The following is a 25182-nucleotide window of genomic DNA, read 5'->3' as shown; positions in this document are numbered from 1 at the left end:
AGAGGGCTCATTTAATGAACCTTGCTAGTATTTGGAATGAATGCCTTGAGCATTAGCGCGTTTTACACATCAAAATCTCGCGCTAGCAAAGACGCATTTTTTAGCGCTGGGGTGAAATACTCAAGTCAAAGAAGGATGATAATGGATGAGCAAAGTTTTAATTTTGATGTAGGGGTGATTTTAGCCCAGAGTGATACCACAGTGGGGTTTTTTAGCCACAGCGCAGATACACTTAATCGCGTGAAAAAAAGCCCACCTAATAAGCCACTTTTACAAACACTACCCAGTCTAAAAGCCCTACCTAAACGCGTGCCCTCCCATGCACGCTCTCTAGTGCGCCGCTTAAAAGCAACCTTTGTTTATCCAAGTGCGCAAGGTTCAAAGGCTTTTAGAGTGGTTTATGATCCACAGGTTTTATTATTTTTAGAGCAACTAGGCCCCCTTTTTAGCACTTCGGCTAATTTAAGCGCGCAAGTCTACAATGCAGAAATAGCCAAACAACTAGCAGATATTATTATTGAAGATAGCAGAGGGTTAGCCCAAAAGCCCTCCTCAAAAATCATTAAGTTAGGCCGTAGGCGTAAAAGGCGTTTGCGTTAATTATTCTTTAACGGGTTTAACAGGGGGAACAAAGCCGTATTTTTTTAAATCTTGCTCAAATCTATCCGCATCTAGAGATTTTCGCCAAAAGCTAATGTATTCAAACTCCTCATCCACTTCTTTTCTCAAAAGATCGAGTTTTTGTGCCCGTTCTTCTAAGGCCTTTTTAACTGTTGCTAGCCTCTTTTTTAATTGTGCAGGTTTGAGCTTAGCAATATTTTTAGCCAAAGTATCTTGGAAATGTTTTAAAAATTCGGCCTTTTGCTGATCATTCATTTTATTATAGCGCATGCGCATTTCGGTTAAATACTCAAGTAGCTTTTTTGCACTCACTTTACCGGCTAGATCCAACATTTCATGATCGGGTTTAGGTTGATATTGTGGAAAAGCATTCAGGCCAATTGTTTGGGCATTTAAACCCACACAAAGCGCTCCAGACACAACAACAGCATGCAATAATTTCATTCCTATCCTTTATGATGTAGTAGGCGCGTATTCTAACTTAATAAATTTAACCATTATTTAACCCACATCGTGCGCATAGAATTAGCTAGGGCAATGAGCGTAACACCCACATCTCCAAACACAGCCTCCCACAAAGTCGCCTCCCCAAAAACCCCTAAAATTAAAAAGGCCGCTTTCACCCCCAAAGCAAAGATGATATTTTCTAATACAATGTGTCTTGTTTTCTTAGCGATTTTAAAAACCTGCACCACAGAATTTAGCGCATTATTTGTAATGACAATATCTGCGCTTTCTTTACTAATCTCACTAGCACTGCCCATACCCATGCCCACATCGGCTAAAGCCAAAGTAGGCGCATCATTAATGCCATCTCCAATAAAAGCGCTTTTACCCTTGTTATTTTGCTGGAAAGATTTAAAGGCTTGGACCTTTTGTTCTGGCAACAATCCGGCTTGATAATCACACTGTAAAATCTTTGCCATGTTTTTGGTGGTGCTCTCATTATCCCCACTTAAAATACAAAAGTTACTAATCCCTTCTTTTTTTAAGCGCTCTAAAGATTCTTTAGCGTCCTCTTTGAGGGTATCAGCTAGCACGATATAACCGATATATTCCCCATTAGAGGCGACATGTACAATTGTGCCCTCTAAACTACAACAAGTGTGGGGGATATTGTATTTATGCAAAATTTGATCATTACCCGCGATGATTAAATTAGCATGGCATTTAGCCTGCACACCTAGACCGCTGATTTCTTGATACTCCTCAATTTTATGTTTACAAGCACTTGTATAGGCTTTTTGGATAGAAAGGGCGATAGGATGGGTAGATAAAATCTGAGCGCAACTAGCAAAACGCAACACATCTTCTTGAGCAAAGGGAGGTTCACTCACCACTCTTATAACTTTAAACTCCCCCTTGCTTAGAGTCCCGGTTTTATCAAAGGCGATATTTTTAACTTGATTGAGGGTCTCTAAGGTGTGCACATCTTTAATTAAAATCCCACATTTACTAGCCGCCCCCACTCCCCCAAAATAGCCTAGTGGAATAGAGATCACTAAAGCACACGGACAACTCACCATTAAAGCAATCAGTCCGCGATAAATCCACTCATCAAAACTTCCATGCCCTAAAAGAGGTGGAATACAAGCAATCATTAAAGCAATGCAAAAGACAGCGGGGGTGTAATAACGGGCAAAAACGCTAATGAGTTTTTCGGTCTGAGATTTCTGGCTGACTGCATGAGAGACCATGTCTACAATCTTAGCAATAGAAGAATCTGCATAAGCCTTACTCACCTCAATTTCTAATACCGCTTTTAAATTAATACTCCCCCCGAGCACTTTATCTTTTTCTCTTACATTTACAGGCAAAGACTCTCCGGTTAAGGGTTTTTGATCGAGCATGCTCTCTCCTAAAAGCACAACCCCATCTGTAGGGATTTTCTCCCCCACTTTAACCACCACCACATCGCCTATTTTTAAATCCTCCGGGCGCACTTGCTCTAAAGTTTCTCCTTGTTTAAGGGAGGCAAAATTAGGCGCAACATCTAATAGAGATTGTAGTGATCGTTTAGAACGGTTGATCGCTAATTTTTGTAAAAACTCTCCGGTTGCATAAAACACCATGACAGAAACCGACTCTTCATAAGCCCCCACACAAAAGGCAGCAATGGTAGCGCTTAACATTAAGGTATTTTCATCAAAAAAGCGTTTATTTTTTACACCTCTAAGAGCCCCTAAAAAAACATCTTTACCAGCAAATGCATACACTCCAGCCAAAATTATAAAAGCTAAATAGCGCACAAAAACAACTTGTGTAAAATGCAAGGCTATAACGGCAACTAGATAAAGCCCAATGGAGCTTAAAATTGGATAGATACTTAAAGAATCTGTAGAGGGTTGATCTTGCTTATTAGAAAGAATCATCTCCGGTTCTAATTCTTCAATGAGCTTTAAAGCCTTTTGAATATCCTTTGTATCTAGGTACAAAGTGCCCGTGTTAAAAGATACCTGAGCGGCTTTGATGTAGCTTTGTTTGTTTAACTCTACTTCTAATTTATTGGCACAATCTGGACAATCAAGCCCTTTAAAATAATACTTTTGCATGCTTCCTCCATATGATTTAGGCCACTTTTCTAAAATGCAGCGCCTTTAACACATGTTCTTTTTCTATTATCTCGCTTCTTTGTAAATCGGCAATGGTGCGCGCTATTTTCTTGCTCTTATGCACGGCTCTTTCTGAAAAATTAAAGCGCAAGATCGCTTGATCTAGTAGGTGCTGTGCTTCCTGTGTTAATAAACAAAACTCTTCAATTTGACTCTCTTGGAGTTTTCCATTCAATTCGCTTTGCCCCCGTATCTTTTGCATTTTAAAGGCTTCTAGCATTTGTTGGTGTAGCGCTTCTGAACTCACTTTGCTTTTAATATCATCTCTTGAACTAGCCATTTGGACAAATAAATCAATGCGATCTAAAAAAGGTTCACTCAAGCGGTTTTTATAGGCAATAATTTCTCTTTCTTGGCAACGGCATACTTTATTCTTATCCATTAAATTCCCACAAGGGCAAGGATTCATCGCCCCTATAAATAAAAACGAGGTGTTATATTCAATTTTACTATGCACCCTAGAGATCACCAGTTTATTATTCTCCATTGGCTCGCGCAAAGACTCTAAAACATCTCTTTTAAAATGGGGGAGTTCATCAAAAAATAAAATGCCATTATGGGCTAGGGCGATTTCACCGGGTCTAGGCAAATTTGCATTCGTAGAACCTAAAATACTAGCTTTGGAGGCGCTTTGGTGGGGGTTTCTAAAACTTCTAAGCGGGCTATAGGCGCTATCTTGGTGGCTTAAAATACGCAGTTTAACCCCCTCAATCATTTCAGAAAGAGTAGAAGGGGGTAAAATATAGCGCATGCGTTTAGCCACCATGCTTTTACCACAACCCGGACTACCCTCAAAAATAATATTATGCATTCCAGAAGCAGCAATAAGAGCGGCCTCTTTAGCCAGTTCTTGTCCTTTTACATCTTTAAAATCTAGTGCAAAATCGCGCATATAATAGTAGCGTTGCCCTTGAAGTTCTAAAGATTCAAAGGCTAATTGGGTTTTTTGAGGTGTAGCGGGGGTGTTGTATAAAATGATCTCTAAAGCCTCTTGGAGATTTTCTACATAATGGAAATGTAAATTAGGGATCAGAGCAAAAAGTTCTTGCCCTAATTTAGGCACGATTACATGGGCATGGGGTTCTTTAATGGCGATGTCTAAAAGCATGGGAAAAATAGCTTGGTTGTATTTAACACGGCCATCTAAGCCCAATTCTCCAAAGGCAAACCATTTTCCTTCTAAAGGTCTTTTTTGTAAAGCTACAAGTAAAGCCATAGGCAGATCAAAATGACTCCCACTTTTGGGTAAATCTGCTGGGGAGAGATTGATTGTGATCTTAAGAGGAGGAAAACTAAAGCCATTGTTTTGGAGAGCAGATTGTACCCTTTGTTTGGATTCTTGAATCGCGCTATTGGGTAAACCTGAAATAACAAAGGCTGGAAGAGCTCTAGTAAATGTCGCCTCAACTTCTACGATCTGGGCTACCGTAGCCTGCATGGTGGCACAGTAAAGAGTGTTAACCGTGCTAGCAGGGGGCGGCATTATGCGCTTTTGGAGTTTTTTCTAAACTCCTTTTCAAATTTTTTACGCTTCAGCATAGAGAGTCTATCCACAAATAAAATTCCATTGAGATGATCTATTTCATGCTGGATAGCCACACTTAATAGATCGCTAGCTTGGAGTTCTTGGGGGTTTCCATACCGATCACAATAAGCTAGTTTAACGCGAGCAAAACGCTGGATTTCCTCGTAAAATTCCGGCACAGATAAACACCCCTCTCTCCAAAGAATTTGGCCTTCTGCGTGCAATAAAGTGGGATTGATAATTTCTAAACAATCCTCCGGGTATTGTTGTTCATCTTGGCGGGGTAAATTGATAATTAAAATACGCTTTGCAACCCCCACTTGGATAGCAGCCAAACCAATGCCCTTATTAGCTAGCATGGTTTCTTGCATGTCCTCTAAAAGGGTGTGTAAAGCTGTGTCAAACACCTCTACATCTGTAGATAAACCCCGTAAGCGCTTATCCGGATAATGCACAAGATCTAAAATAGCCATTATGCCTGCTTAGTGCTCTTGCTTAAAACCGCATCCACAAGCCCGTATTCTTTAGCGTCCTCTGCACTCATGAAAAAATCCCGATCGCTATCTTGTTCAATTTTTTCAAGAGTTTGGCCGGTGTTTTCTGCCATGATCTGATTGAGGGTATTTTTTAAGCGCAAAATTTCTTTAGTGTAAATGGCGATATTGGTGGCTTGGCCTTCTGTGCCCCCTAGGGGTTGGTGGATCATGATGCGTGCATGGGGCAAAGAAAAGCGTTTGCCCTTAGTGCCGCAACTGAGTAAAAAAGCCCCCATAGAGGCGGCTTGACCGATACAAATCGTGCAAATATCCGGGTGGATATAATTCATGGTGTCATAAATGCTTAGACCACTAGTAACAGAACCGCCGGGGGAGTTGATATAAAGATTAATATCTTTTTCAGGGTCCTCAGCTTCTAAAAAAAGCAACTGGGCTACGATAGTGGAGGCCACCGCGTCGTTAATTTCGCCACTTAATAACACAATGCGATCTTTTAAAAGACGGGAATAAATATCATAACTGCGTTCACCGCGTCCTGTTTTTTCAATAACATAGGGAATATAATTCATGCCTAACTTTCTTTAGGGAGTTGTTTATCTAATAAAAAGGTTAACACGCGATCTTCAATCATCGCCATTTTAACTGCTGGGAGCATGTTATTTTTTCGGTAAAACTCTAAAACCTGTTGGGGATTTTGATTAGTCATCATGGCCTCATAATAGATAGTTTGGAAGACTTCATTATCGCTAACTTGAATCTTTTCTTGTTTAGCTAGAGCATCTACAATAAAAGTTACTTTAACACTGCGTCTGGCCTGTTGGCGAAAGCTTTCTCGTTTTTCCTGCAATTTTTGAGAATCCTCTTGTAACTCTTTAACCTGCTCAGTAGACATACTCTGCAAAGCCTGATTCAAGGCTAAATCCATTTCTTGCTCTACAATGGTTTGTGGTAGATCAAAAGAAAGAGACTCATCAAGTTTATCAATCAAGGTTTCCTTGAGTTGTTGGTTATAGAGTTTGGTTTTTGCCTCTAAGAATAATTGATCTTTAATGCGCTGTTTGAGTAGGTCTAAAGTAGGTTCTTTTTCTTGATTTAAAACCGCCTTGATAAACGCATCATCAATGTCTGGGATTTTCCTAAGCTGGATTTTATGCAATTTGACATGGAAAGAAACTTCTTTTCCAGCTAGATTAGTGTTAGCATAATCGCTAGGAAAGGTTACAGAAAAGTATTTTTCATCGCCCACCTTCATGCCCACTAGTTGCTCTTCAAAACTGGGTAGTAAGCGGTTTTCACCCACAATAAGGGCAAAATTTTGCGCGCGGTTGCCCTCAAAGGGTTGGTTATCTAATAACCCTTCAAAATCAAAGATCACCCCATCGCCTAGCGCTACAGATTTTTCTGCCGGCGCGTCTGAAAAGCTAGCCCTTTGCTTTGCTAAAATTTCTAGGCGCTCTTCAACCGCGCTTTCTTGGATTGCATCTAAAGAAAAACTAGGGACACATTCAAGTACAGCGCTTAGATCAATTTGGGGTCTAAGACCAATCTCAATTTCAATATCAAAATACCCTTCCTGTTTATCAAACTTGCTCACAGAGGGGTTACCAATTATATCTTGATTGGTGATCTCAAGGGCCTTAGCCCCCTCTTTTAAAATCGTATCTAATATTTCCTTTTGGCTCTCCTGTTCAATATGCCCCTGATAGCGCTGTTTGATGATGTCTAAAGGTACTTTGCCTCTTCTAAACCCGTCTAGCTTGGTGTTTTTTGCGATCTTTTGGGCAATGCTTTGGGATTTTTTTTCAAAATCTTGTACTAAAGGCTTAGCATACACGCGTGCATTGGCGCTATCTAGCCTTTTGGTTTTTAAATCCATACAAACTCCCTATATCCATTTTTAAAGTATAATTAGGCGCTTATTTTACCTAAGTGTGGGTTAATCCAAAATTAAAGGAAAGTGGGTGTTTTTAGGGTGTCTTTAGAAGTTTTAAGGGCGCAATTACAACACAAGCGCGATCTCTCTCCGCGCTATGGAGTGGTGGTTAAAATCTTGCCTAATATGGTCTTTGTAAGCGGATTTTTACCCTCTCTTGGGGACATGGTACAAGTAGAGCGCGCAGACGGCGGGGAGTGTTTGGGTATGGTGGTTGTGGTGGAAAAAGCCCAATTTGGTTTTACGCCTTTTTCCTTTGTGGAGGGGTGTAGGGTAGGCGATCGCGTGCTGTTTGTCAAAGAGGGCTTGAGTTTTCCAGTAGGCGAGGGGCTTTTAGGGCGCGTGCTAGATCCTTTGGGCAATCCTTTAGATAAACTAGGATTTGTACGCGCTAGTGGCTTTGCTCCTGTAATGCTAGCCCCGATTAAACCCTTAGATCGCGCTATCATTGATGAACCCTTTAGCGTGGGGGTTAAAAGCATAGATGGCCTGCTTACCTGTGGCAAAGGGCAAAAATTAGGCATCTTTGCAGGTAGTGGGGTGGGTAAATCTACTTTAATGGGCATGGTGGTGCGGGGTTGTAGCGCCAGTATTAAAGTCATTGCCCTTATTGGAGAGCGGGGGCGAGAAATCCCGGAGTTTATCTATAAAAATTTACAGGGTAATTTAGAAAACACCGTGCTAATAGTAGCCACCAGTGATGATGCGCCTTTAATGCGTAAATATGGGGCATTTTGTGCAATGAGTGTAGCGGAGTATTTTAAAAATCAAGGGCATGACGTACTTTTTATGATGGATTCTGTAACGCGCTTTGCTATGGCACAACGAGAAATCGGGTTAGCTTTAGGCGAACCGCCCACCAGCAAGGGTTATCCCCCCTCCGCTCTTACGCTTTTACCCCAGTTAATGGAGAGAGCAGGCAAGGAGCAAAATAAAGGGAGTATCACCGCCTTTTTTACGGTGCTTGTAGAGGGCGATGATCTTTCTGATCCAATCGCTGATCAATCCAGAAGTATTTTAGATGGGCATATTGTTTTAAGCCGTGAGCTTACCGATCATGGGATTTATCCGCCCATTAATATTTTGCACTCTGCCTCTAGGGTGAGTAAAGAGGTAAGTAGCCACGATCACATGCTAGCAGCCCGCAAATTCCGCAAACTCTACGCGCTTTTAAAAGAAAATGAAGTTTTGATTCGCATTGGATCGTATCAACGAGGTTTTGATTCAGATTTAGACGAAGCGATGGATAAAAAAGCCAAAATGGATGCTTTTTTAGCCCAAGAGGAAGAAGAAATTGTGCCAAGTAGCCAAAGCATCCAAGAACTCCAAGAGATCATGCAATAATTTTAATCGTTATTCTCATAAACTGCATACATTTAGGAAAAATAAAGGATAGCCTAGTATTATCCTTTGAGCATGAGAATTATACCCTTTAGTTTTTCCCTCATCTTTTATATTTCTTACCTAAGGACATTTATATGCAAAATCATAACCGCATTTATTTAGATAATAACGCCACCACCCGAGTCGATCCTCTGGTACAAGAGCTCATGATTCCTTATTTTTCTGAGCATTATGGAAACCCTAATTCTTTGCATAAATTTGGCACAGAAACCCACCCTGAGATCACAAAAGCCCTAGAAAAACTCTATCAAGGCATTAACGCACACGATGAGGACGATGTGATTGTAACCTCTTGTGCTACTGAAAGCAACAACTGGGTTTTAAAATCTGTGTATTTTGATATTTATCTGAAACAGGGCAAGGATCACATCATCACCACAGAAGTAGAACACCCTGCCGTACGCGCCACCTGTGAATTTTTAGAGAGTTTAGGCATGCGTGTAACTTATTTGCCTATCAACGCACAGGGTACTATTTCAGCCAAACAAGTAGAGGAGGCCATTACGGATAAAACCGCGCTTGTAAGCGTGATGTGGGCTAATAATGAAACCGGTTTGATTTTTCCTATTGAGGCGATCGGACAAATCTGTAAACAAAGAGGTGTGCTCTTCCATAGCGATGCGGTGCAGGCCATTGGCAAAATCCCAGTAGATGTGCAAAAGGCACAGGTAGATTTTCTCTCCTTCTCCGCGCATAAATTCCATGGGCCCAAAGGCATAGGAGGCCTTTATATTAAATCAGGCGTGGAGATCACCCCGCTTTTACACGGGGGCGAGCATATGCGCGGGCGGCGTAGTGGGACGCTTAATGTGCCCTACATTATTGGAATGGGTGAGGCCATGCGCCTAGCTTACACGCATTTAGATTATGAAAGAGAGGTTGTAGGGCAACTACGCGATCGCTTAGAAGATGCGCTTTTGCAAATTAAAGATGTGTTTGTGATTGGCGATCGCATAGAGCGCGTGCCTAACACAACACTTATTAGCGTACGCGGGATTGAGGGCGAGGCGATGCTTTGGGATTTAAACCGCGCCGGCATTGCTGCCTCTACGGGTAGTGCGTGTGCAAGTGAGGATTTAAGGGCTAATCCGGTCATGGTGGCTATTGGAGCAGATGTAGAATTAGCCCATACAGCGATTCGCTTTTCACTGAGCCGTTTTAACACGCCTGAGGAAATTGAGCGCACGATTGAGGTTTTCCAAAAGGCTGTAAAGAGATTGCGCAATATTTCTAGCTCTTATAGCTATAGCAAATAAAGGATTAACATGGCAAAAAACAATCTATTAGGTGGGGCTTTATGGGATGCTTATTCTAAAGAGGTGAGCCGCCGCATGGATAATCCCACACATTTAGGGGTACTCACAGAAGAAGACGCAAAAGCCAGAGGGGCTAAACTCATTGTGGCAGACTATGGGGCTGAGTCTTGTGGAGATGCGGTAAGGCTTTATTGGCTAATTGATCCTAAGACAGATACCATTATTGATGCCAAATTTAAAAGCTTTGGGTGTGGTACAGCTATTGCTAGTTCGGATATGATGGTTGAACTTTGCTTAGGCAAAAGAGTACAAGACGCGGTTAAGATCACTAATTTAGATGTAGAAAAAGGGCTTAGAGATCACCCCGATGTCCCTGCTGTGCCGGGGCAAAAAATGCACTGTTCAGTGATGGCTTATGATGTGATCAAACAAGCAGCCGGGCAATATTTAGGCAAAAATCCGGAGGATTTTGAGGATGAAATCATTGTGTGTGAATGTGCGCGGGTGAGTTTGGGCACGATTAAAGAGGTGATTCGCCTCAATGATTTAAAAAGTGTAGAGGAGATTACTAACTACACTAAGGCCGGGGGATTTTGTAAAAGTTGTGTACAACCCGGGGGGCATGAAAAGCGAGAATATTATTTGGTAGATATTTTAAGAGATGTACGCGCAGAAATGGAGGCAGAAAAACGCAAAGAGGTGGCACAAAAATCTTTAGAAGGCGATTTAGCTTTCCAAGAAATGACTATGGTGCAAAAAGTTAAAGCCATTGATAAAACCATTGACGCCCATGTCCGCCCAATGCTTATGATGGACGGGGGTAATTTAGAGATTTTAGACATCAAAGAGGGCGGGGGATTTGTAGATGTTTATATCCGCTACATGGGGGCTTGCGATGGGTGTGCGAGTGCGGCAAGTGGTACGCTTTTTGCCATTGAAGGGGTTTTGCAAGATCAGCTAGATGAGCATATCCGCGTTTTGCCTATTTAAGGGGTAGAAAAGAGTATTTTTACCTTTTGTGTTGTACAATATGGGTTTTTTACATCTATTATTTTTGGAGGATTTATGCAACGGGTACACCAAAAGATTTTGTTGGCAGGTTTAGTAGGGGCACTTTTTTCGGGTTGTGCGATGGATACGGCTAATTCTAATAGCCCTGCTAAAAACCAGAATAAAAGCCAGAATCAAAATAAGGCGGCAAATCCAAAAACTACGGGTAGCACTTTATTAGATTTTTCCTACCCTATTGGAATTGTACAAGAGCCTTTAACACACCACACAGTAGGCATCTTATTCCCCCATATACAAGTAAGCGATAATCTTAAGCCCTACATTAACCGGTTTGAAGATGCCCTAGCTAGCCAAATCCAAGAAATTTTCCAAAAAAGAGGGTATCAGGTGGTGCGTTTGCCTAATAGAGAGGCACTTACACCCGATTTAAAACATAAAATGTGGTCTGTTGCAGATGTAGGAGGCTGGATAGGGATATTAGAGGATGTTAAAATGGATGTGGATAATCCTGAGAAAAAAGATACAGATACAATGGTGGATCAAAGCTCAGGTGCGGTGTGGTTTAAATTCTTTGAACCAGAAACAGGACGGGTTATCCATAATTTTGGGGCACAAATAGGTGGTGCGCAGGCTGTCTCACATATCTATACTTATAAACCCACTAATTCGGGAGGATTTGCCGGACCAAATGCTGTATCTGAATTTGTACGGGATAAAAATAATGATGATGCGATCCGTAGGATTCTTAACAGAGTGTATAGAATTGTCATGAAACGCTTAGTAGATGAACTCACAGATAAAAATATCAACCGGTATAGAAATGCCATTGAGCAAATTAAAAAATAGGGTTTTGTGTTTTTAAGGCGTTTAGCTTTCTTGCTCTCATCTTGGATGGACATTGGCGATAGAATCGGTATTTTAAGAGGAGGGCGACACACTGATGGATAAACTTAGTATCTCTCAAAAGCTTTTTGGGGGGTTTGCTGCTACCATGCTTTTAATGGTTGTGCTTGCTTCTGTGGGCGTGGTTAGAATAGGTATTGTCCGTAGTATTCTTACAGAATTAACCGATTATAACGCCGTAAAACAACGCTACGCTATTAATATGCGTGGTAGTGTGCACGATCGAGCTATCGCAATCCGTGATGTGATTTTAGCCCAAGATAGCGATCATCTTAACCAACAAATCCAATTAATTAACAAACTTAATCAAGTTTACCAACACAATAAAACCAGTTTAGAGGAAATGCTTGCTCGTTTGAGTAGCCATGTGAGTGAACACGAACAACAGCTTGCTAAAGATGTTGATAAGATCGAAACGGTGATTTTGCCCCAAATGCAACAAATCATCGCTTTTAAACGCCAAAACAATGAAAAGGGCGCCACCCAAGTTTTACAAGATCACCTAGCCCACGATTTTACCAAGTGGTTAGCAGCTGTCAATGCATTTATTGATTATGAAGAACATGTCAACCAAGAACTCACCCCAAAAGCCGTTGCAATCACCAATCATTTTAGTTTTCTCATGCTAGCTATGACCTTAGTCATGATTATTATTGGCATGACAATTGCTTTTTTCATCACCCGCCATATCAAGGCTTCCTTAGGGGCTGAACCTGTGCAGATTAAAGAAGTGATAGCCACCATTGCAAAGGGTGATCTTTCAAAACCCATTACTACTCTATTTAAAGGTAGCGCTTTAGATAGCATTCAAGAGATGCAAACCTCTATTACGCATATGATCAAACAAATTAGCCAATCCTCAGATGAAATTTCTCAAAAATCCCTTTCTGTCTCTAATCTCTCCGGTGTTTCTAAAGAAAAAACAACCAAACAGGAAAATATGGCCTCAGAACTCATGATCTCCATGCAGGAAGTGCAAAAAAGTATTCAGGAAATACAAAGCATTGTAGGGCAAACAGAGACTAATTCTTTACAAAGCGTGGATTTGAGTGAAAAGGGTAAAAAGTCTATTGAGGATATGGCCTCTGGTATGGAGGGTATTAGAGAAGGAGCGGCTTTATCGGCTAATCAAATCCAATCGCTTAATGAGCATGCTAAAACGATTGGGAATAGTGCTGAACTCATTCAAGGGATTGCCGATCAAACTAATTTATTGGCGCTTAATGCGGCCATTGAAGCAGCTAGAGCGGGCGAACACGGGCGGGGCTTTGCAGTGGTGGCTGATGAAATCCGCAAACTAGCCGAGCACACAGGTCAGGCCACCCAAGAGATTAACCACATTATCCAGTTGATCCAAGAGGAAACTAAAAAGTCAACAATGAGTATGGAAAACATGGTTAATACAATCAAAAAAAGCCAAGAATATGTAGATGGTGCGGTCTTAGCCTTACAAACTATCTATGATAAAGCCACCAATTCTTTAGGCAATGTTAAAAATGTCGTATCATACTCCAAACAACAGCACGATCAAATCAAACAAATGGCTACAAAAATCCAAGAGATTGCTAGCATGGCTTCAGAGGTTTCTTCTTCTATGGCAAGTAATGCTCAAGAGATTAGTGCCTTAGAAATCACAGCTACAAACTTACAAAAAATCGTAGGCAATTTTACGCTTTAAAACTTGTAGGCATGGGTTTTATGCTATAATCAAAGCCTTATTTTTAAAGGAGTTAGTATGAAAATCTTAGTGATCCAAGGCCCTAATTTAAATATGCTAGGCCATAGAGACCCTAGACTTTATGGGCCTGTAACTTTGGAGCAAATCCATGAAAAAATGGAGGACTTTGCCAAACAAAATGAACTGGAATTGGAGTTTTTCCAAAGCAATTTTGAGGGCGAGATCATTGATAAAATCCAAGAATGTGTGGGGAGTGATTGCGATGGGATTATTATCAATCCCGGGGCATTCTCCCACACTTCTATTGCTATTGCGGATGCGATTATGCTAGCTGATATGCCCGTTGTTGAGGTACATCTTACTAATATTTTTGCACGCGAGGATTTCCGTAAAAATACCTATACCGGTGCGGTGAGTGCGGGGGTTGTTACTGGTTTTGGGGCTTTTGGCTACCATGTGGCTATGATTGCGATGATGCAAATTTTTGCTGAAATTAAAGCAATTAAAGAGAGTCAGGCTAACCAACAATCTATTGAAGCTAAGGGGTGATTTTGGCGCATTTCACCACCGATGAAAATGCCCAATACTTTGCCTGCGGTTATAGTTGTGATCATGCGATCTTTTTGCAATTGCAAGATCAGGCGTTTTTTATCACTGATGCGCGCTACACTTTGGAGGCACGCCAAAATATCTGCAACGCTGAGGTGGTAGAAGCTACGGATCTATGGGGTGAAATGCTTAATTTATCTAAGGGGATCAAAGAATTATATTTTGATTCAAACCAAATTAGCTTGCAGGTTTATAAACGCCTAGAGGCTAATTTGAGCGCTACTAAACTCATCGCTGAGCCAGATTTTCATAGAAAACAACGCATGATCAAAAACCCAGATGAAATTGCCCTTATCAAACGCTCCCAAGAACTCAACAAAGAGGCCTTTGATCACTTTGCGCATTATTTACAAGACAAAACAGAATGTACAGAACGCTTTTTGCAATTCAAAGTCAAGGAGTTTTTAACCCGTGTAGGGGAATTTGATCTAAGTTTTGAGCCCATTGTTGCGATTAATTCCAATGCAGCCAAACCCCATGCATTGCCTAGTTTAGATTCATTAGGGCATGGAGATTTGCTCTTAGTAGACATGGGGATTAAATATAAGCGCTACTGTTCTGATCGCACCCGTAGCGCTTTTTTTGCCCATGATTTTGGTTTTCATAAAGAGCAGTCTTTTAAAGACAAGGAATTACAAAAGATTTATGACACTGTACGCAAAGCACAAGAAAGCACCATTGAGCGCGCAAGAGTGGGCATGACAGGTAAAGAAATTGATGCAATAGCTAGGGGTGTGATTGAAAAGGCAGGTTATGGGAAATTCTTTTCTCATAGCACAGGGCATGGCATTGGTTTAGATATCCATGAATTACCTTTTATCTCCGCTAGGAGTGAGACCATTATTGAGGAAGGCATGGTTTTTTCTATTGAGCCGGGTATTTATATCCCCGGCCAGTACGGCGTGCGGATTGAGGATCTAGTGGTGATGCAGCATGCAAGGGCTGTCATTCTTTAATGGAGCGATGCGCACCGTGGTGTACTCTGCTTTTTTTCCCAGAAAATGCCAACGCACAGAACGCTTAAAAAACATCGTGGTGCTAGGACTTGGGAGCAATATGGGCAACTCCCTAAAAATTTTTGAATCGCTATGGCGTTATTTTGCTAGACATAAGGCTTTTTCTTGTTTGCACTCCTCCCCGCTGTATCTTAATCCGCCCTTTGGCTATATAAACCAGCAAGATTTTTATAACGCAACCCTCTCTTTTAGAACTAAATGGGGGGTTAGCCAACTCTTTGGGCTTATCTTTTATTTAGAACGCCGTTGGGGCAGATTACGCCAAAGAGCTTTTAAAAATGCGCCCAGAACCCTAGATATTGATCTTATTTTTTATAATGATTTGATCTATAAACAACCCTATCTTACTCTCCCCCATCCAGAATGGGCGCATAGAGAATCGGTACTCATTCCTTTAATTTTACAACGCCTAGCATGGAAAGAGATATGAAACTCTATACCTATAGCGGAGAAACCACAGCAGAGGCGCTTAAACTTGCCCAGAGTGAACATGGCCATAATGCCTTAGTGGTAAAGGCCAAAGAAATTCGCAAAAAAACTCTAACCCAGCCCGGGCTCTATGAGGTAGTGGTCGCAGTCGATCAAGACGCGCCTAAAAATAACAATGTACAACAAAGATTAGAAAATATCCGCCAGCCCACTAAAGAAGATCCACAAGATAGCGTTGCAGTCGAACTTTCAGAGACCATTAAAGAGATGCGCAAATTAGCCGGAGTAGAAAAAGAAAACTCCCAAGAGAAACAAGATACTCTAAATGCTTCTGAAGGGTTAGCAAAAATCGCACAAGCGAGTTTATTAGATGCTAAAAAGCGTTTAGAAGAAGACCCTAAAAAGCAAGATGAGGCGTTACACTCTATCAAGGGCGAACTTAATAAAATCAATGATAATTTAAAACTCATCCAAAACATGGTTTGGAGTGAGGAAAAAGAACAAAATTTTATCATTCCCCATGAGTTTGCTGAAATCTACCGCTTGGCTAAGGTAAGTGGCATGGCTAAAGTGCATTTAGATGAGATCATGCGCCTTAGTTTAGAGCTTATGCCGGTTAAAATGCGGGAAAACTCTGTTACGGTGAAGCGCTACTTTAGGGAGGTTTTGCGCAAGATGATTTATTGCCGCCATGAGGGTTTAGATCTAAATTACAAAAAGATTTTGATGTTAGTAGGGCCTACTGGGGTGGGCAAAACCACCACTTTAGCCAAGCTAGCCGCGCGGTATTCTAAAATGCTAGATAAAAAATACAAGGTGGGGATTTTGACTTTGGATACTTATCGCATTGGAGCGGTTGAACAACTCGTGTGGTATGCTAAAAAGATGAAAATTAGCATTGAAACGGTTATGGATACCCAAGATTTTGATAGAGAAATGCAGGCTTTAGAGTACTGCGATGTGGTGCTTATTGACACCACCGGGCATTCCCAACATGACAGCAAAAAGATTGAGAATTTAAAGAAATTTACAGAAAATGGGTATAAAATTGACACGACTTTAGTTTTGTCTTTAACAACGAAGTATGAGGATTTGAAGGATATTTATCAGGCTTTTAGTCCATTAGAAATTGATAGTTTGATCTTTACTAAATTAGATGAAAGTCGTGGGTTTGGGAATTTATTCTCTTTGGTTTATGAAAGTAAAAAACCCATTAGCTATCTTTCCATTGGGCAAGAAGTGCCGATGGATTTACTCGTAGCTAGTAACGATTATTTGGTAGATTGCATGCTAGATGGATTTATCCATCCGGGTAGGGTGAAAGCATGAAACAAAATCAAGCAAGTGGTCTAGAACACATCATGGAACCGCAAAGTATTTTTAACAAACGAGGCAAGACTAAATTTGTAGCCATCACTAGTGGCAAGGGGGGGGTGGGTAAGTCCACAATTAGCGCTAATTTAGCCTACAGCTTATTTAAAGCCGGTTATAAGGTAGGGGTTTTAGATGCCGATATTGGCCTAGCCAATTTGGATATTATTTTTGGCATTAAAACCACCAAAAATATTTTACACGCCTTGCGCGGTGAGGCGCATTTTAGCGAAGTAGTTTATCCCATTGAAGAGGGGTTTTATTTAGTGCCCGGAGATAGTGGGGAGGAAATCTTTAAATATGTCAGTCAGGATATTTTAGATAGTTTTGTAGATGAGGAAAATCTATTAGATGATTTAGATTATATGATCATTGATACAGGGGCTGGCATTGGGGAGTTTACTCAGGCATTTTTACGGGCTAGTGATTGTGTGGTGGTGATCACTACTTCTGATCCAGCAGCCATTACAGATGCCTATACCACGATTAAAGTTAATTCTAAAACTAAAGATGATGCCTTTGTACTGGTTAATATGGTCGATTCAGCTGAGAAGGGTTTACAAATTTTTGGCGGTATCCAAAGGGTGGCTAAGGAGAATATCCCTAACATGACTTTAAACTATTTGGGGTATATCCAAAATAACAACGCCGTTAAACGATCCATTAAAGATCGTAAACTACTCTGTAAAAGCGAACCCTTTAACGCATTTTCCTTTTCTATGAATCAAATTGTTAAGATTTTAACGATGAAAATAGAACAAGGCGTACTAGAAACCCCTAAGGATAATTTTATTGGGTTTTTCAAGCGTTTATTGCGGTACTTGTGAGGTGTAGCATGAAATTAGAAAATTTTGTGAATTTTTCCATTGTTGGGGGGTTTTTTATCGGTCTCATCTTATCTCTTTTAAAGTTTGATCAACCCGAGTATATTTTATTTGGGACTCTTATTTCTACTGTGGGGTTTTATCTCATTATTTTATTTTTTGCCTCCATTTATATGGGATTTGTCTCTCCGCGTAAAAAACTTTTAAATAAAGCAGATTTGGAGCGTAAATTAGTCTATTTTAATAAAGAATTTGTACAGCGCGAAAGAGAGATTGAAGATCTGCTCAACTATGTACGCAACTATGAATACAATGAGGATTAGGGCGTGGGTGATATCCATAAAAAAAGCGCACCTTACGATGTCCATATCCAAAACTCCCAGAATGAATTAGCTATCCAATATTTACCCGCCGTGCGCTCTATGGCATTTCGTCTTAAAGAGCGCTTGCCTAGTTCTGTAGATTTTAACGATCTAGTTTCTGCCGGAACTGAGGAATTAATCAAACTTTCAAGGCGTTATGATGTGGCGCTTAATGATTCTTTTTGGGGTTATGCTAAAACACGGGTGAATGGGGCGATGCTTGATTATTTGCGCTCTTTAGATGTGGTGTCGCGCTCCTCGCGTAAACTCATTAAAAATATCGATCATGAAATTTCTAAGTATTATAATGTGCACGGGCAAGAACCCGATGATGTGTATTTGGCTGAGGTTTTAGGGGAGGATATTTCTAAAATCCGCGATGCAAAGGTCGCTTCAGATATTTATGTCCATGTGCCCATAGATGAGCAATTTAACGCGATTGAACAAGACACGATGACTAAAAAATTAGAATTTGAAGAGCTAGTAGAAGCAACCCAGATGATTTTAAAAACGATGTCTGATCGCGAGCAGTTGGTAATCCAGCTATATTTTTTTGAAGAGCTAAATTTAAGCGAAATTAGAGAAATTTTAGGCATCACAGAATCGCGTATTTCTCAAATCATTAAAGAGGTGATCAAAAAAATCCGTAAATCTCTAGGAGACATGCATGGCTGATATTTTAAGTCAAGAAGAGATCGATGCGCTTTTAGAAGTGGTTGATGAGGGCGATGATGTTAGCACGATTCAAAAACGAGAGATCATCCCCCAAAAGCAAATTACACTTTATGACTTTAAGCGCCCCAATCGGGTTAGTAAAGAACAATTGCGCTCTTTTAGAAGTATCCATGACAAAATGGCCAGAAGCCTCTCTAGCCAAATTTCAGCCATTATGCGCAGTATTGTAGAGATTCAACTACATAGCGTAGATCAAATGACCTATGGGGAATTTTTAATGAGCTTGCCAAGCCCTACTAGCTTTAATGTGTTTTCTATGAAACCAGTAGGGGGCAATGGGGTATTAGAGGTTAACCCTAGTATTGTATTTCCTATGATTGATCGACTTTTAGGGGGTAAGGGGAGTGCTTATGATCAAATGCGCGAATTTAGCGATATTGAGTTAAACCTCTTAGATACGATTTTAAAACAAGTGATGCAGATTTTAAAAGAGATTTGGAGTCCTGTTACAGAGTTTTACCCAACCATTGATGCAAAAGAATCAAGTGCTAATGTGGTACAAATTGTGGCGCAAAATGAGATTGTGATCATGGTGGTTATGGAAATTGTCATTGGGCATAGCCGTGGCATGATGAACTTGTGTTATCCGGTGATTTCTATTGAGGGGATTTTATCTAAAATGGGTAATCGCGATGTGATGCTTACTGAGACGAGTTCTAAAAAGAGTCGTAATAAGGAATTGCAGGCTTTAGTTGGGGGGGCTAGTGTAGATGTAGCGGCCTTTTTAGGGGGCGTACAATTAACTTTGAAGGAAGTTTTAGATTTAGTGGTGGGGGATACGATTCGCTTAAATAAAGTGGCTAATGATGTTGTGATGGTCAATATTGATAAAAAAGAGCGCTACTTAGCCACTGTAGGGTATAAGGGTTATCGCAAAACTATCCAAATTAAAGAAGTGATTCAAACAGAAAAAGATCGCGTTAAAGAAATCTTAGAAGTGCTAGAAAACCAACGCAAAATCAAAATCGGCAATATTAAGGAGGAAGAAGAATGATTGATGATTTCTTAAAACTCTTTACACAAGAATTTACTTCTACCATTGGCGGTTTACTAGGCAAAGTTCCTGAAGTGGCACTTAAAAGTGAAATTTCTGTCGGGGATTTTATTTTTGTCAATAACGCTTCAATTAATGTCCATATCGCAGATACCAATCTAACCATCACCCTAGCTATCCCCATTCCTATGGCTACAGCTTTAGCAGATTTAATGGTAGGAGGTGAAGGCAAGAGTAAAGAAACCTTAGAACCAGATGATTTAGATGCGATTAAAGAAATTGGTTCTAATGTATTTGGAGCGCTCACAACGGCTTTAAAATCCCAAGAAGTGTTACCCAAGCTAAGTTTTGAAATAGAGGGGGCGGTTTTTGCCCACGATGCTTCTTTACTAGACCCCTATAGCGATGGTTTTGAATTTAGCTTTTCTTTAGATCAGATCCAGTCTAGTTTCTTTATTTTTTGCGGTGGGCTTTTTATTGAAACCTTTAAGAAAAAAGAAGCGATTAAAAATATCTCTAAGCCTATCCAGGGCCCAGCTATGCCAAATATCCCGGTGGTACAGCATAATAACGATCATGTAGATGGTGATCACCCCTTAGAACAAACCGAAATCCGCAATATTAATATGCTTTTAGATATTAAACTCAATGTCAGGGTGCGGATTGGGCAAAAAAAGATGATTTTAAAAGATGTTGTTTCTATGGATATTGGTAGTGTGGTTGAACTTAACCAAATGGTCAATGATCCTTTAGAAATTTTAGTAGATGATAAGGTGATTGCTAAGGGCGAGGTGGTGATTGTAGATGGCAACTTTGGTATCCAGATTACTGAAATTGGAACGAGAAAAGAACGCCTAGAACAACTTAAAAATAGCTAATTATTTTTTAATCGTTTTCTGTGCGCTTGGTTTTGCTGTAGGGCGTGCTCTAAGATTTTTGTTTATCCCCAAAGGATATAGCAGATTTTATCTAGGCAGTTTTTAAAAATTCTCATTTAAAATTATGCGCATCACAAATAACGCACCCACATCCTGATCTTTTGACATACTCCCCGCGCGTTAAGCTTGCGGGATTGATGGGATCATCAAGGCTTGAGCGCTAGGCCAGTCTACAGCCTCTACTCTTTAGAGTTGAGCCCTTACTCTGACGGTTATAGCACAAAACCTTTTAGCATGCGCCTTAATCCGCTTAGCTAAAACTGGGGGCTTTACGGCACAGTCAGTAAACATGTTGTTGGTGCTTATAGGCTGGCGCTCAAATACTCCACACGCCTCTAAAAGAATGCGTAAGCCATAGCAAGGGCAAAATCATGCTAAGTTGCTCTTACAATCTATTATTTCTTTCTTATCTTCTAACTTTCTTTAGCATGTTGGAGAATGCACTATTTTGTAATATAACTCTTTCATACATTTGTATTTATAGCAGGGAGTGCTAAAAAAGCTACGCCCCAGTTATGCGACTTGATCTTAGAGAATGCGTTGGTGGCTTAAATTCTATTAAAATCTCTAACTATAGAGGCACAGAGTGAAAACCAAACCTCCCTACAGGCAACACAGCTAGCAAGCCTAAATATCTTTAGCATTTGGGCACTTCACAATAAACAATTTTACCACCACAATTAAATCGCCACAGCCCCGTATTTGTACTTCCATTACAGATCGCATCCTTATCACATTTTCTTAGTAACTTAATTTAGTTCAATCTAAGAAGCCGCACAACATTTTCAGTGGCATTTTGTAAATTAATAGCCCCCTCTTTTAAGGCTTGTTTTAAATCACACACCCCGGGGAGAATCCCAAACATAGCCTGTATTCCATAATCATATAAAGCCTCCGCTCCCTTGCCGATATTGCCCGCAAAAACCACCACAGGTACTTTAGCCCTTTGTGCCACCAAAGACACCCCTAAAGCGGTTTTACCAAATAAGGTTTGATAATCAATACTCCCCTCGCCTGTAAAGACAAAATCCGCCCCCTTTATTTTTTCCTCTAATTGTGTGTGCTTGATGATTAGATCAATTCCTCTTTGTAAACAAGCATTTAAAAGCAAAGTCCCCGCTCCAAGCCCACCAGCTGCCCCCGCTCCAGCTACATGGGCTATATCTACCCCTAGCTGCTCCTTGATTTTTTGTGCATAATGGCTTAAGGCTGTATCTAGCTCTTTAATCATGTTTGCACTAGCCCCCTTTTGTGCCCCAAAGATCACAGAAGCCCCTTGCTCTCCTATCAATTCACAATTCACATCACAAGCCACCTCAATGGCTACACTTTTAAGCCGGGAATCTAAGGCACTTAAATCTAAGCGATTTAAATTTTTCAGCGCTGCACCGCCTTCTTCTAGCTCTTTGCCCTCCTTGTTTAAAAAGCGCGCCCCCAAAGCTCTTAACATCCCCGCACCCCCGTCATTGCTTGCACTCCCTCCAAGCCCGATTAAGATATGCTTCACTTTTCTATCTAGGGCGTTTTTAATTAGCTCACCCACTCCATAAGAACTTGCTAGTAAAGGGTTTCTTTGCTCTCTGTCTACTAAATGAATGCCGCTTGCCTGTGCTATTTCAATCACAGCACTTTTACCTCCCTCTAAAATCCCATAGCTTGCCTGAATTCTGCGCATAAGCGGATCTTTTACCTCTACTAAAACCCTCTTTCCGCCTCTACTTTCTAATAAAGCCTCTAAAGTCCCCTCACCTCCATCAGCCATAGGTACGCGCACACAAAGCGCCTCAGGCATTGCCCGCTTAATCCCTTTTTCCATCGCTAAAGCTGCTTCTTTAGCACTCATGCTCTCTTTAAAAGAATCCGGGGCTAAAATAAATTTCATGGTTTTTCCTTTAATCAAATGATAAGCCAAAACAACAAAAAATGTTCTTATTTACCTCATGTTGGGGGGGGGGGGGGGTAAAATAGGGGAAAATAATAAGGGAGAAAACATGGCTTATGGTCAAAAGTCTGGCAAAATCAAATTGCCAAAAGGAAAAACAATAGCGGTGAGTATTGGTTGTGATCTAGACGCACAAAGCATCTGGGATGGCTCTTTTAATCTGCTTAGTCCAGCTTACATGAGTCGTGGGGAATTTGGAGCGGTTGTGGGTACGCCGCGTTTACTTAAACTATTTAAAAAATACAACATCGCTACTACTTGGTGTATTCCAGGGCACACGCTAGATACTTTTAGCGATGTGTGTAAGGAGATCATCGATGCAGGGCATGAAATAGCCGCTCATGGCTATATCCATGAAAATCCTACAAATGCCACTTTAGAGGAAGAAAAAAAGGTCATGGACATGGCATTAGAAAGCTTTGAGAGGATCAAAGCACCCCGCCCTGTAACTTATCGCTCACCCTACTGGGATTTTAGCCCCAATACCCTAAGCATCTTAGAGGAATACGGGTTTAAATACGATAGCTCGCTAATGGGTAATGATCTGCACCCCTATTACCCACGCCCTGTTATCACCCATTCAGACAAGGCCAATGAATTTGGTGAGCCCTCTAAAATTCTTGAATTGCCTGTTTCATGGTATTTAGATGATTTCCCCCAAACTGAATATTTAACAGGAGGACAAGAAGGGCAAAGACCAACGGGGGATATTTTTGATAGATGGGCGGCCATTTTTGATTATGGAGTCAAACTAGAAGGGGCATGTTACATGCTCACAACACACCCACAAACAATGGGAAGAGCCCATATGATTACCATGCTTGAAAAGTTAATTGCTTACATGGATGATAGGGGTGCGTGGTTTGCTACGGCCAAAGAGATAGGCGCAAACTTTGTTGCAGACTAAGGGGTGGCAATGAGTGTGTTATTCCCAAAAGTCATAGCAGAGGGTAGCCCCTATGAGTTAGGCTTTGTGCATGGCAAAGAGGCAAAAAAGCAGGTGGAGTGCAGCATACAAACTTACAAAACCATGTTTTGGGATTATTCTAATATCAAGTGGGAGGATGCTTTAAAATACGCTTCTAGTTTTATCCCAAGCATTAAGGCATATGATAGCGCCTATTTAGAGGAGATGAAGGGCCTTGCGGAGGGTTCTGGCTTTCTACTGGAGGAAATTCTAGCGCTCAATACTAGAAGTGAGATCGTACTGCAGGGCGGACAGGTGATAACAGATGGCTGTACAACCTTTGCACTCACGCCGGATTTAAGCGCAAGCGGGCGTGTTTTACTGGGACAAAACTGGGATTGGAAAACAAGTATTAAGGACGCGCTCATTTTGTTGCATCTCAAACAAAAAGATAAACCTAATATTAGCATGGTTACAGAAGCGGGGATCATTGGTAAAATTGGCTTAAATAGCGCTGGGGTGGGGGTGTGCTTGAATGCTTTGGCAAGTGATGCAAGGATAGAGGGCAAAACCATTCCCTTACACATAGCCTTAAGGGGGATATTAGATAGTTTTACACTTAGCGATGCTATCCGTGCAGCAACAAGTGTAAATTTGGCTTGTTGTGCGCATTTTATGCTAGCAGATAAAAGAGGAGAGGCTATATCTCTTGAAGTGGGGCCTGCTTGCCATGATGCTTTTTATGCAGATGAGGATTTTTTAGTACACACCAATCATTTCATTAGCCCTAGACTCAATCATTTTAAAGATACCACGCGCTGTGCTCTGCCTGATACCTACCAAAGACTAGGGAGAATGAAAAAACTCATCAAAAACCTAAAGCGTAAGGTCAGTATAGAGGACATGCAAAGATTTTTGGGTGATACGATTAGCTACCCTGATAGCATTTGTCGTTTTGATGATACTAGAGAAGCTGAGGCAAAACGCATGAGCACGGTTTTTAGCATGATTATGGACTTATCCAGAGAAGAGTTTTATTTAGCCCCCGGCACTCCTGTCAATACGGCCTATAGTTTGGTGAGATTTTAGATCACATTAGCCACATAAAAGCCATGTGTTTGACAGAAAGATCATAGCCTCTTAGATTGTCTAAGTTAAAGAAATCTTAAAGTTTTAAGCAATTTAAGCTTTTGTGTGTGGCAAAGTTGTAGGAAGTTAAAGTTTACTTTTTTACAAAAGCTTATACACTACAGAGAAAGCTACGCTAAAAGCTTTACTGCAAGCTGAGCTAAGGGGAAGTTTACTTAAAGAAAGCTACACTCAAAGGAGAGCTTCACTATAGAAAAAGCTTGCTTTTTCTCCCGTGTCCCTAGTAGAGAGGAAATACCCAGCTCCATCCTAAACCTGGAAGTCAAGCTCTCTAACGCCGATGATACTGCTCTTTGCAAGAGTGGGAAAGTAGGGTGATGCGGGGGAAAGCCAAAACAGCTATCCATACCCGTTAATCTATCAATTTACCAGTCCTTCGCATGTGTTAAAATACTAGAGAATATTCTCTTTAAAACCTTTAGGAAGCACATGAAACAATATCTCTACATAGTCCAATCTAGCCTAG

The 25182-nt window shown here is 40.9% G+C and carries 24 protein-coding genes and 1 rRNA gene; 18 read left to right on the top strand and 7 right to left on the bottom strand.

Annotated features, from left to right (window positions below):
- Positions 1-141 precede the first annotated feature (141 nt).
- Entirely contained in the window at positions 142-600 is a 459-nt protein-coding gene (locus G6Q06_RS05145) for a Sua5/YciO/YrdC/YwlC family protein (RefSeq protein WP_240329249.1), read from the top strand.
- Here the strand turns inward: G6Q06_RS05145 and G6Q06_RS05140 are convergent, their stop codons facing one another.
- The 6 genes from G6Q06_RS05140 to tig are packed head-to-tail and all read right to left on the bottom strand — an operon-like array spanning position 601 to position 7131.
- Positions 601-1065, bottom strand: coding sequence for a DUF1104 domain-containing protein (locus G6Q06_RS05140; RefSeq protein ID WP_163565915.1), 465 nt, complete (start codon positions 1063-1065; stop codon positions 601-603).
- Between the two features lie 53 nt (positions 1066-1118).
- The gene (locus G6Q06_RS05135) at positions 1119-3173 is read right to left on the bottom strand and encodes a heavy metal translocating P-type ATPase (protein ID WP_205435895.1); all 2055 of its coding nucleotides are present in this window, start codon (positions 3171-3173) and stop codon (positions 1119-1121) included.
- A gap of 16 nt (positions 3174-3189) precedes the next feature.
- Positions 3190-4671 carry a YifB family Mg chelatase-like AAA ATPase gene (locus G6Q06_RS05130; RefSeq protein ID WP_205435905.1) on the bottom strand — a complete coding sequence of 494 codons (1482 nt, stop codon included), beginning with the start codon at positions 4669-4671 and terminating at the stop codon, positions 3190-3192.
- 44 nt (positions 4672-4715) lie between these two features.
- Entirely contained in the window at positions 4716-5231 is a 516-nt protein-coding gene (gene def / locus G6Q06_RS05125) for a peptide deformylase (RefSeq protein ID WP_205426611.1), read from the bottom strand.
- Complete coding sequence (clpP, locus tag G6Q06_RS05120) at positions 5231-5824, bottom strand: ATP-dependent Clp endopeptidase proteolytic subunit ClpP (RefSeq protein ID WP_064429811.1); 594 nt, start codon at positions 5822-5824, stop codon at positions 5231-5233. Before clpP ends, def begins: the two co-directional genes overlap by 1 nt.
- A 2-nt stretch (positions 5825-5826) precedes the next feature.
- The gene (gene tig, locus G6Q06_RS05115) at positions 5827-7131 is read right to left on the bottom strand and encodes a trigger factor (RefSeq protein WP_163532915.1); all 1305 of its coding nucleotides are present in this window, start codon (positions 7129-7131) and stop codon (positions 5827-5829) included.
- Positions 7132-7227: 96 nt separating this feature from the next.
- Here tig and fliI point away from each other — a divergent pair, with 96 nt between their 5' ends.
- The 14 genes from fliI (at position 7228) to fliY (ending at position 20658) form a co-directional block, all read left to right on the top strand.
- Positions 7228-8532, top strand: a complete 1305-nt coding sequence (fliI, locus tag G6Q06_RS05110; protein WP_163565945.1) for a flagellar protein export ATPase FliI — start codon at positions 7228-7230, stop codon at positions 8530-8532.
- A gap of 134 nt (positions 8533-8666) precedes the next feature.
- Positions 8667-9848 carry a NifS family cysteine desulfurase gene (locus G6Q06_RS05105; protein WP_163565914.1) on the top strand — a complete coding sequence of 394 codons (1182 nt, stop codon included), beginning with the start codon at positions 8667-8669 and terminating at the stop codon, positions 9846-9848.
- A gap of 9 nt (positions 9849-9857) precedes the next feature.
- Positions 9858-10838, top strand: coding sequence for an iron-sulfur cluster assembly scaffold protein NifU (locus G6Q06_RS05100; protein WP_006564382.1), 981 nt, complete (start codon positions 9858-9860; stop codon positions 10836-10838).
- 75 nt (positions 10839-10913) lie between these two features.
- Positions 10914-11705, top strand: a complete 792-nt coding sequence (locus G6Q06_RS05095) for an HpaA family protein (protein WP_163532918.1) — start codon at positions 10914-10916, stop codon at positions 11703-11705.
- Positions 11706-11799: 94 nt separating this feature from the next.
- Positions 11800-13440, top strand: coding sequence for a methyl-accepting chemotaxis protein (locus G6Q06_RS05090; protein WP_163565913.1), 1641 nt, complete (start codon positions 11800-11802; stop codon positions 13438-13440).
- Positions 13441-13497: 57 nt separating this feature from the next.
- Positions 13498-13989 carry a type II 3-dehydroquinate dehydratase gene (gene aroQ, locus G6Q06_RS05085; protein WP_163499266.1) on the top strand — a complete coding sequence of 164 codons (492 nt, stop codon included), beginning with the start codon at positions 13498-13500 and terminating at the stop codon, positions 13987-13989.
- Entirely contained in the window at positions 13986-15005 is a 1020-nt protein-coding gene (locus tag G6Q06_RS05080; protein WP_163565912.1) for an aminopeptidase P family protein, read from the top strand. The genes aroQ and G6Q06_RS05080 overlap by 4 nt, the downstream gene beginning before the upstream one ends.
- A gap of 7 nt (positions 15006-15012) precedes the next feature.
- Complete coding sequence (gene folK / locus G6Q06_RS05075; protein ID WP_163533181.1) at positions 15013-15495, top strand: 2-amino-4-hydroxy-6-hydroxymethyldihydropteridine diphosphokinase; 483 nt, start codon at positions 15013-15015, stop codon at positions 15493-15495.
- A complete protein-coding gene (gene flhF / locus G6Q06_RS05070) occupies positions 15492-16823 on the top strand; it encodes a flagellar biosynthesis protein FlhF (RefSeq protein ID WP_163565911.1) in 1332 nt (443 codons plus the stop codon). Before folK ends, flhF begins: the two co-directional genes overlap by 4 nt.
- The gene (locus tag G6Q06_RS05065) at positions 16820-17692 is read left to right on the top strand and encodes a P-loop NTPase (RefSeq protein WP_006564388.1); all 873 of its coding nucleotides are present in this window, start codon (positions 16820-16822) and stop codon (positions 17690-17692) included. The genes flhF and G6Q06_RS05065 overlap by 4 nt, the downstream gene beginning before the upstream one ends.
- Positions 17693-17700: 8 nt before the next feature.
- Positions 17701-18012, top strand: a complete 312-nt coding sequence (locus tag G6Q06_RS05060) for a hypothetical protein (RefSeq protein WP_163532921.1) — start codon at positions 17701-17703, stop codon at positions 18010-18012.
- 3 nt (positions 18013-18015) lie between these two features.
- The gene (locus G6Q06_RS05055; protein ID WP_163535035.1) at positions 18016-18726 is read left to right on the top strand and encodes an RNA polymerase sigma factor FliA; all 711 of its coding nucleotides are present in this window, start codon (positions 18016-18018) and stop codon (positions 18724-18726) included.
- Positions 18719-19780, top strand: a complete 1062-nt coding sequence (gene fliM, locus G6Q06_RS05050; RefSeq protein ID WP_163532923.1) for a flagellar motor switch protein FliM — start codon at positions 18719-18721, stop codon at positions 19778-19780. The genes G6Q06_RS05055 and fliM overlap by 8 nt, the downstream gene beginning before the upstream one ends.
- Positions 19777-20658, top strand: coding sequence for a flagellar motor switch protein FliY (fliY, locus tag G6Q06_RS05045; RefSeq protein WP_163532924.1), 882 nt, complete (start codon positions 19777-19779; stop codon positions 20656-20658). The genes fliM and fliY overlap by 4 nt, the downstream gene beginning before the upstream one ends.
- Before the next feature lie 814 nt (positions 20659-21472).
- Here the strand turns inward: fliY and G6Q06_RS05040 are convergent.
- Entirely contained in the window at positions 21473-22600 is a 1128-nt protein-coding gene (locus G6Q06_RS05040) for a glycerate kinase (RefSeq protein ID WP_163565910.1), read from the bottom strand.
- A 109-nt stretch (positions 22601-22709) separates the two neighbouring features.
- Here G6Q06_RS05040 and G6Q06_RS05035 point away from each other — a divergent pair, with 109 nt between their 5' ends.
- The 3 genes from G6Q06_RS05035 to rrf all read left to right on the top strand — a co-directional run bounded on the left by G6Q06_RS05035 (position 22710) and on the right by rrf (position 25042).
- Entirely contained in the window at positions 22710-23567 is an 858-nt protein-coding gene (locus tag G6Q06_RS05035) for a polysaccharide deacetylase family protein (RefSeq protein WP_163534802.1), read from the top strand.
- Positions 23568-23576: 9 nt separating this feature from the next.
- The gene (locus G6Q06_RS05030) at positions 23577-24656 is read left to right on the top strand and encodes a C45 family autoproteolytic acyltransferase/hydolase (RefSeq protein ID WP_163532927.1); all 1080 of its coding nucleotides are present in this window, start codon (positions 23577-23579) and stop codon (positions 24654-24656) included.
- 270 nt (positions 24657-24926) lie between these two features.
- Positions 24927-25042 (top strand): 5S ribosomal RNA (gene rrf, locus G6Q06_RS05025).
- The last annotated feature ends 140 nt before the right edge of the window (positions 25043-25182 follow it).

It is taken from the genome of Helicobacter suis, from assembly GCF_902196135.1.
Classification (GTDB): domain Bacteria; phylum Campylobacterota; class Campylobacteria; order Campylobacterales; family Helicobacteraceae; genus Helicobacter; species Helicobacter suis_A.
The sequence above is the reverse complement of the archived record's forward strand: the minus strand, read 5'-3'. Positions and strand labels throughout refer to the sequence as shown.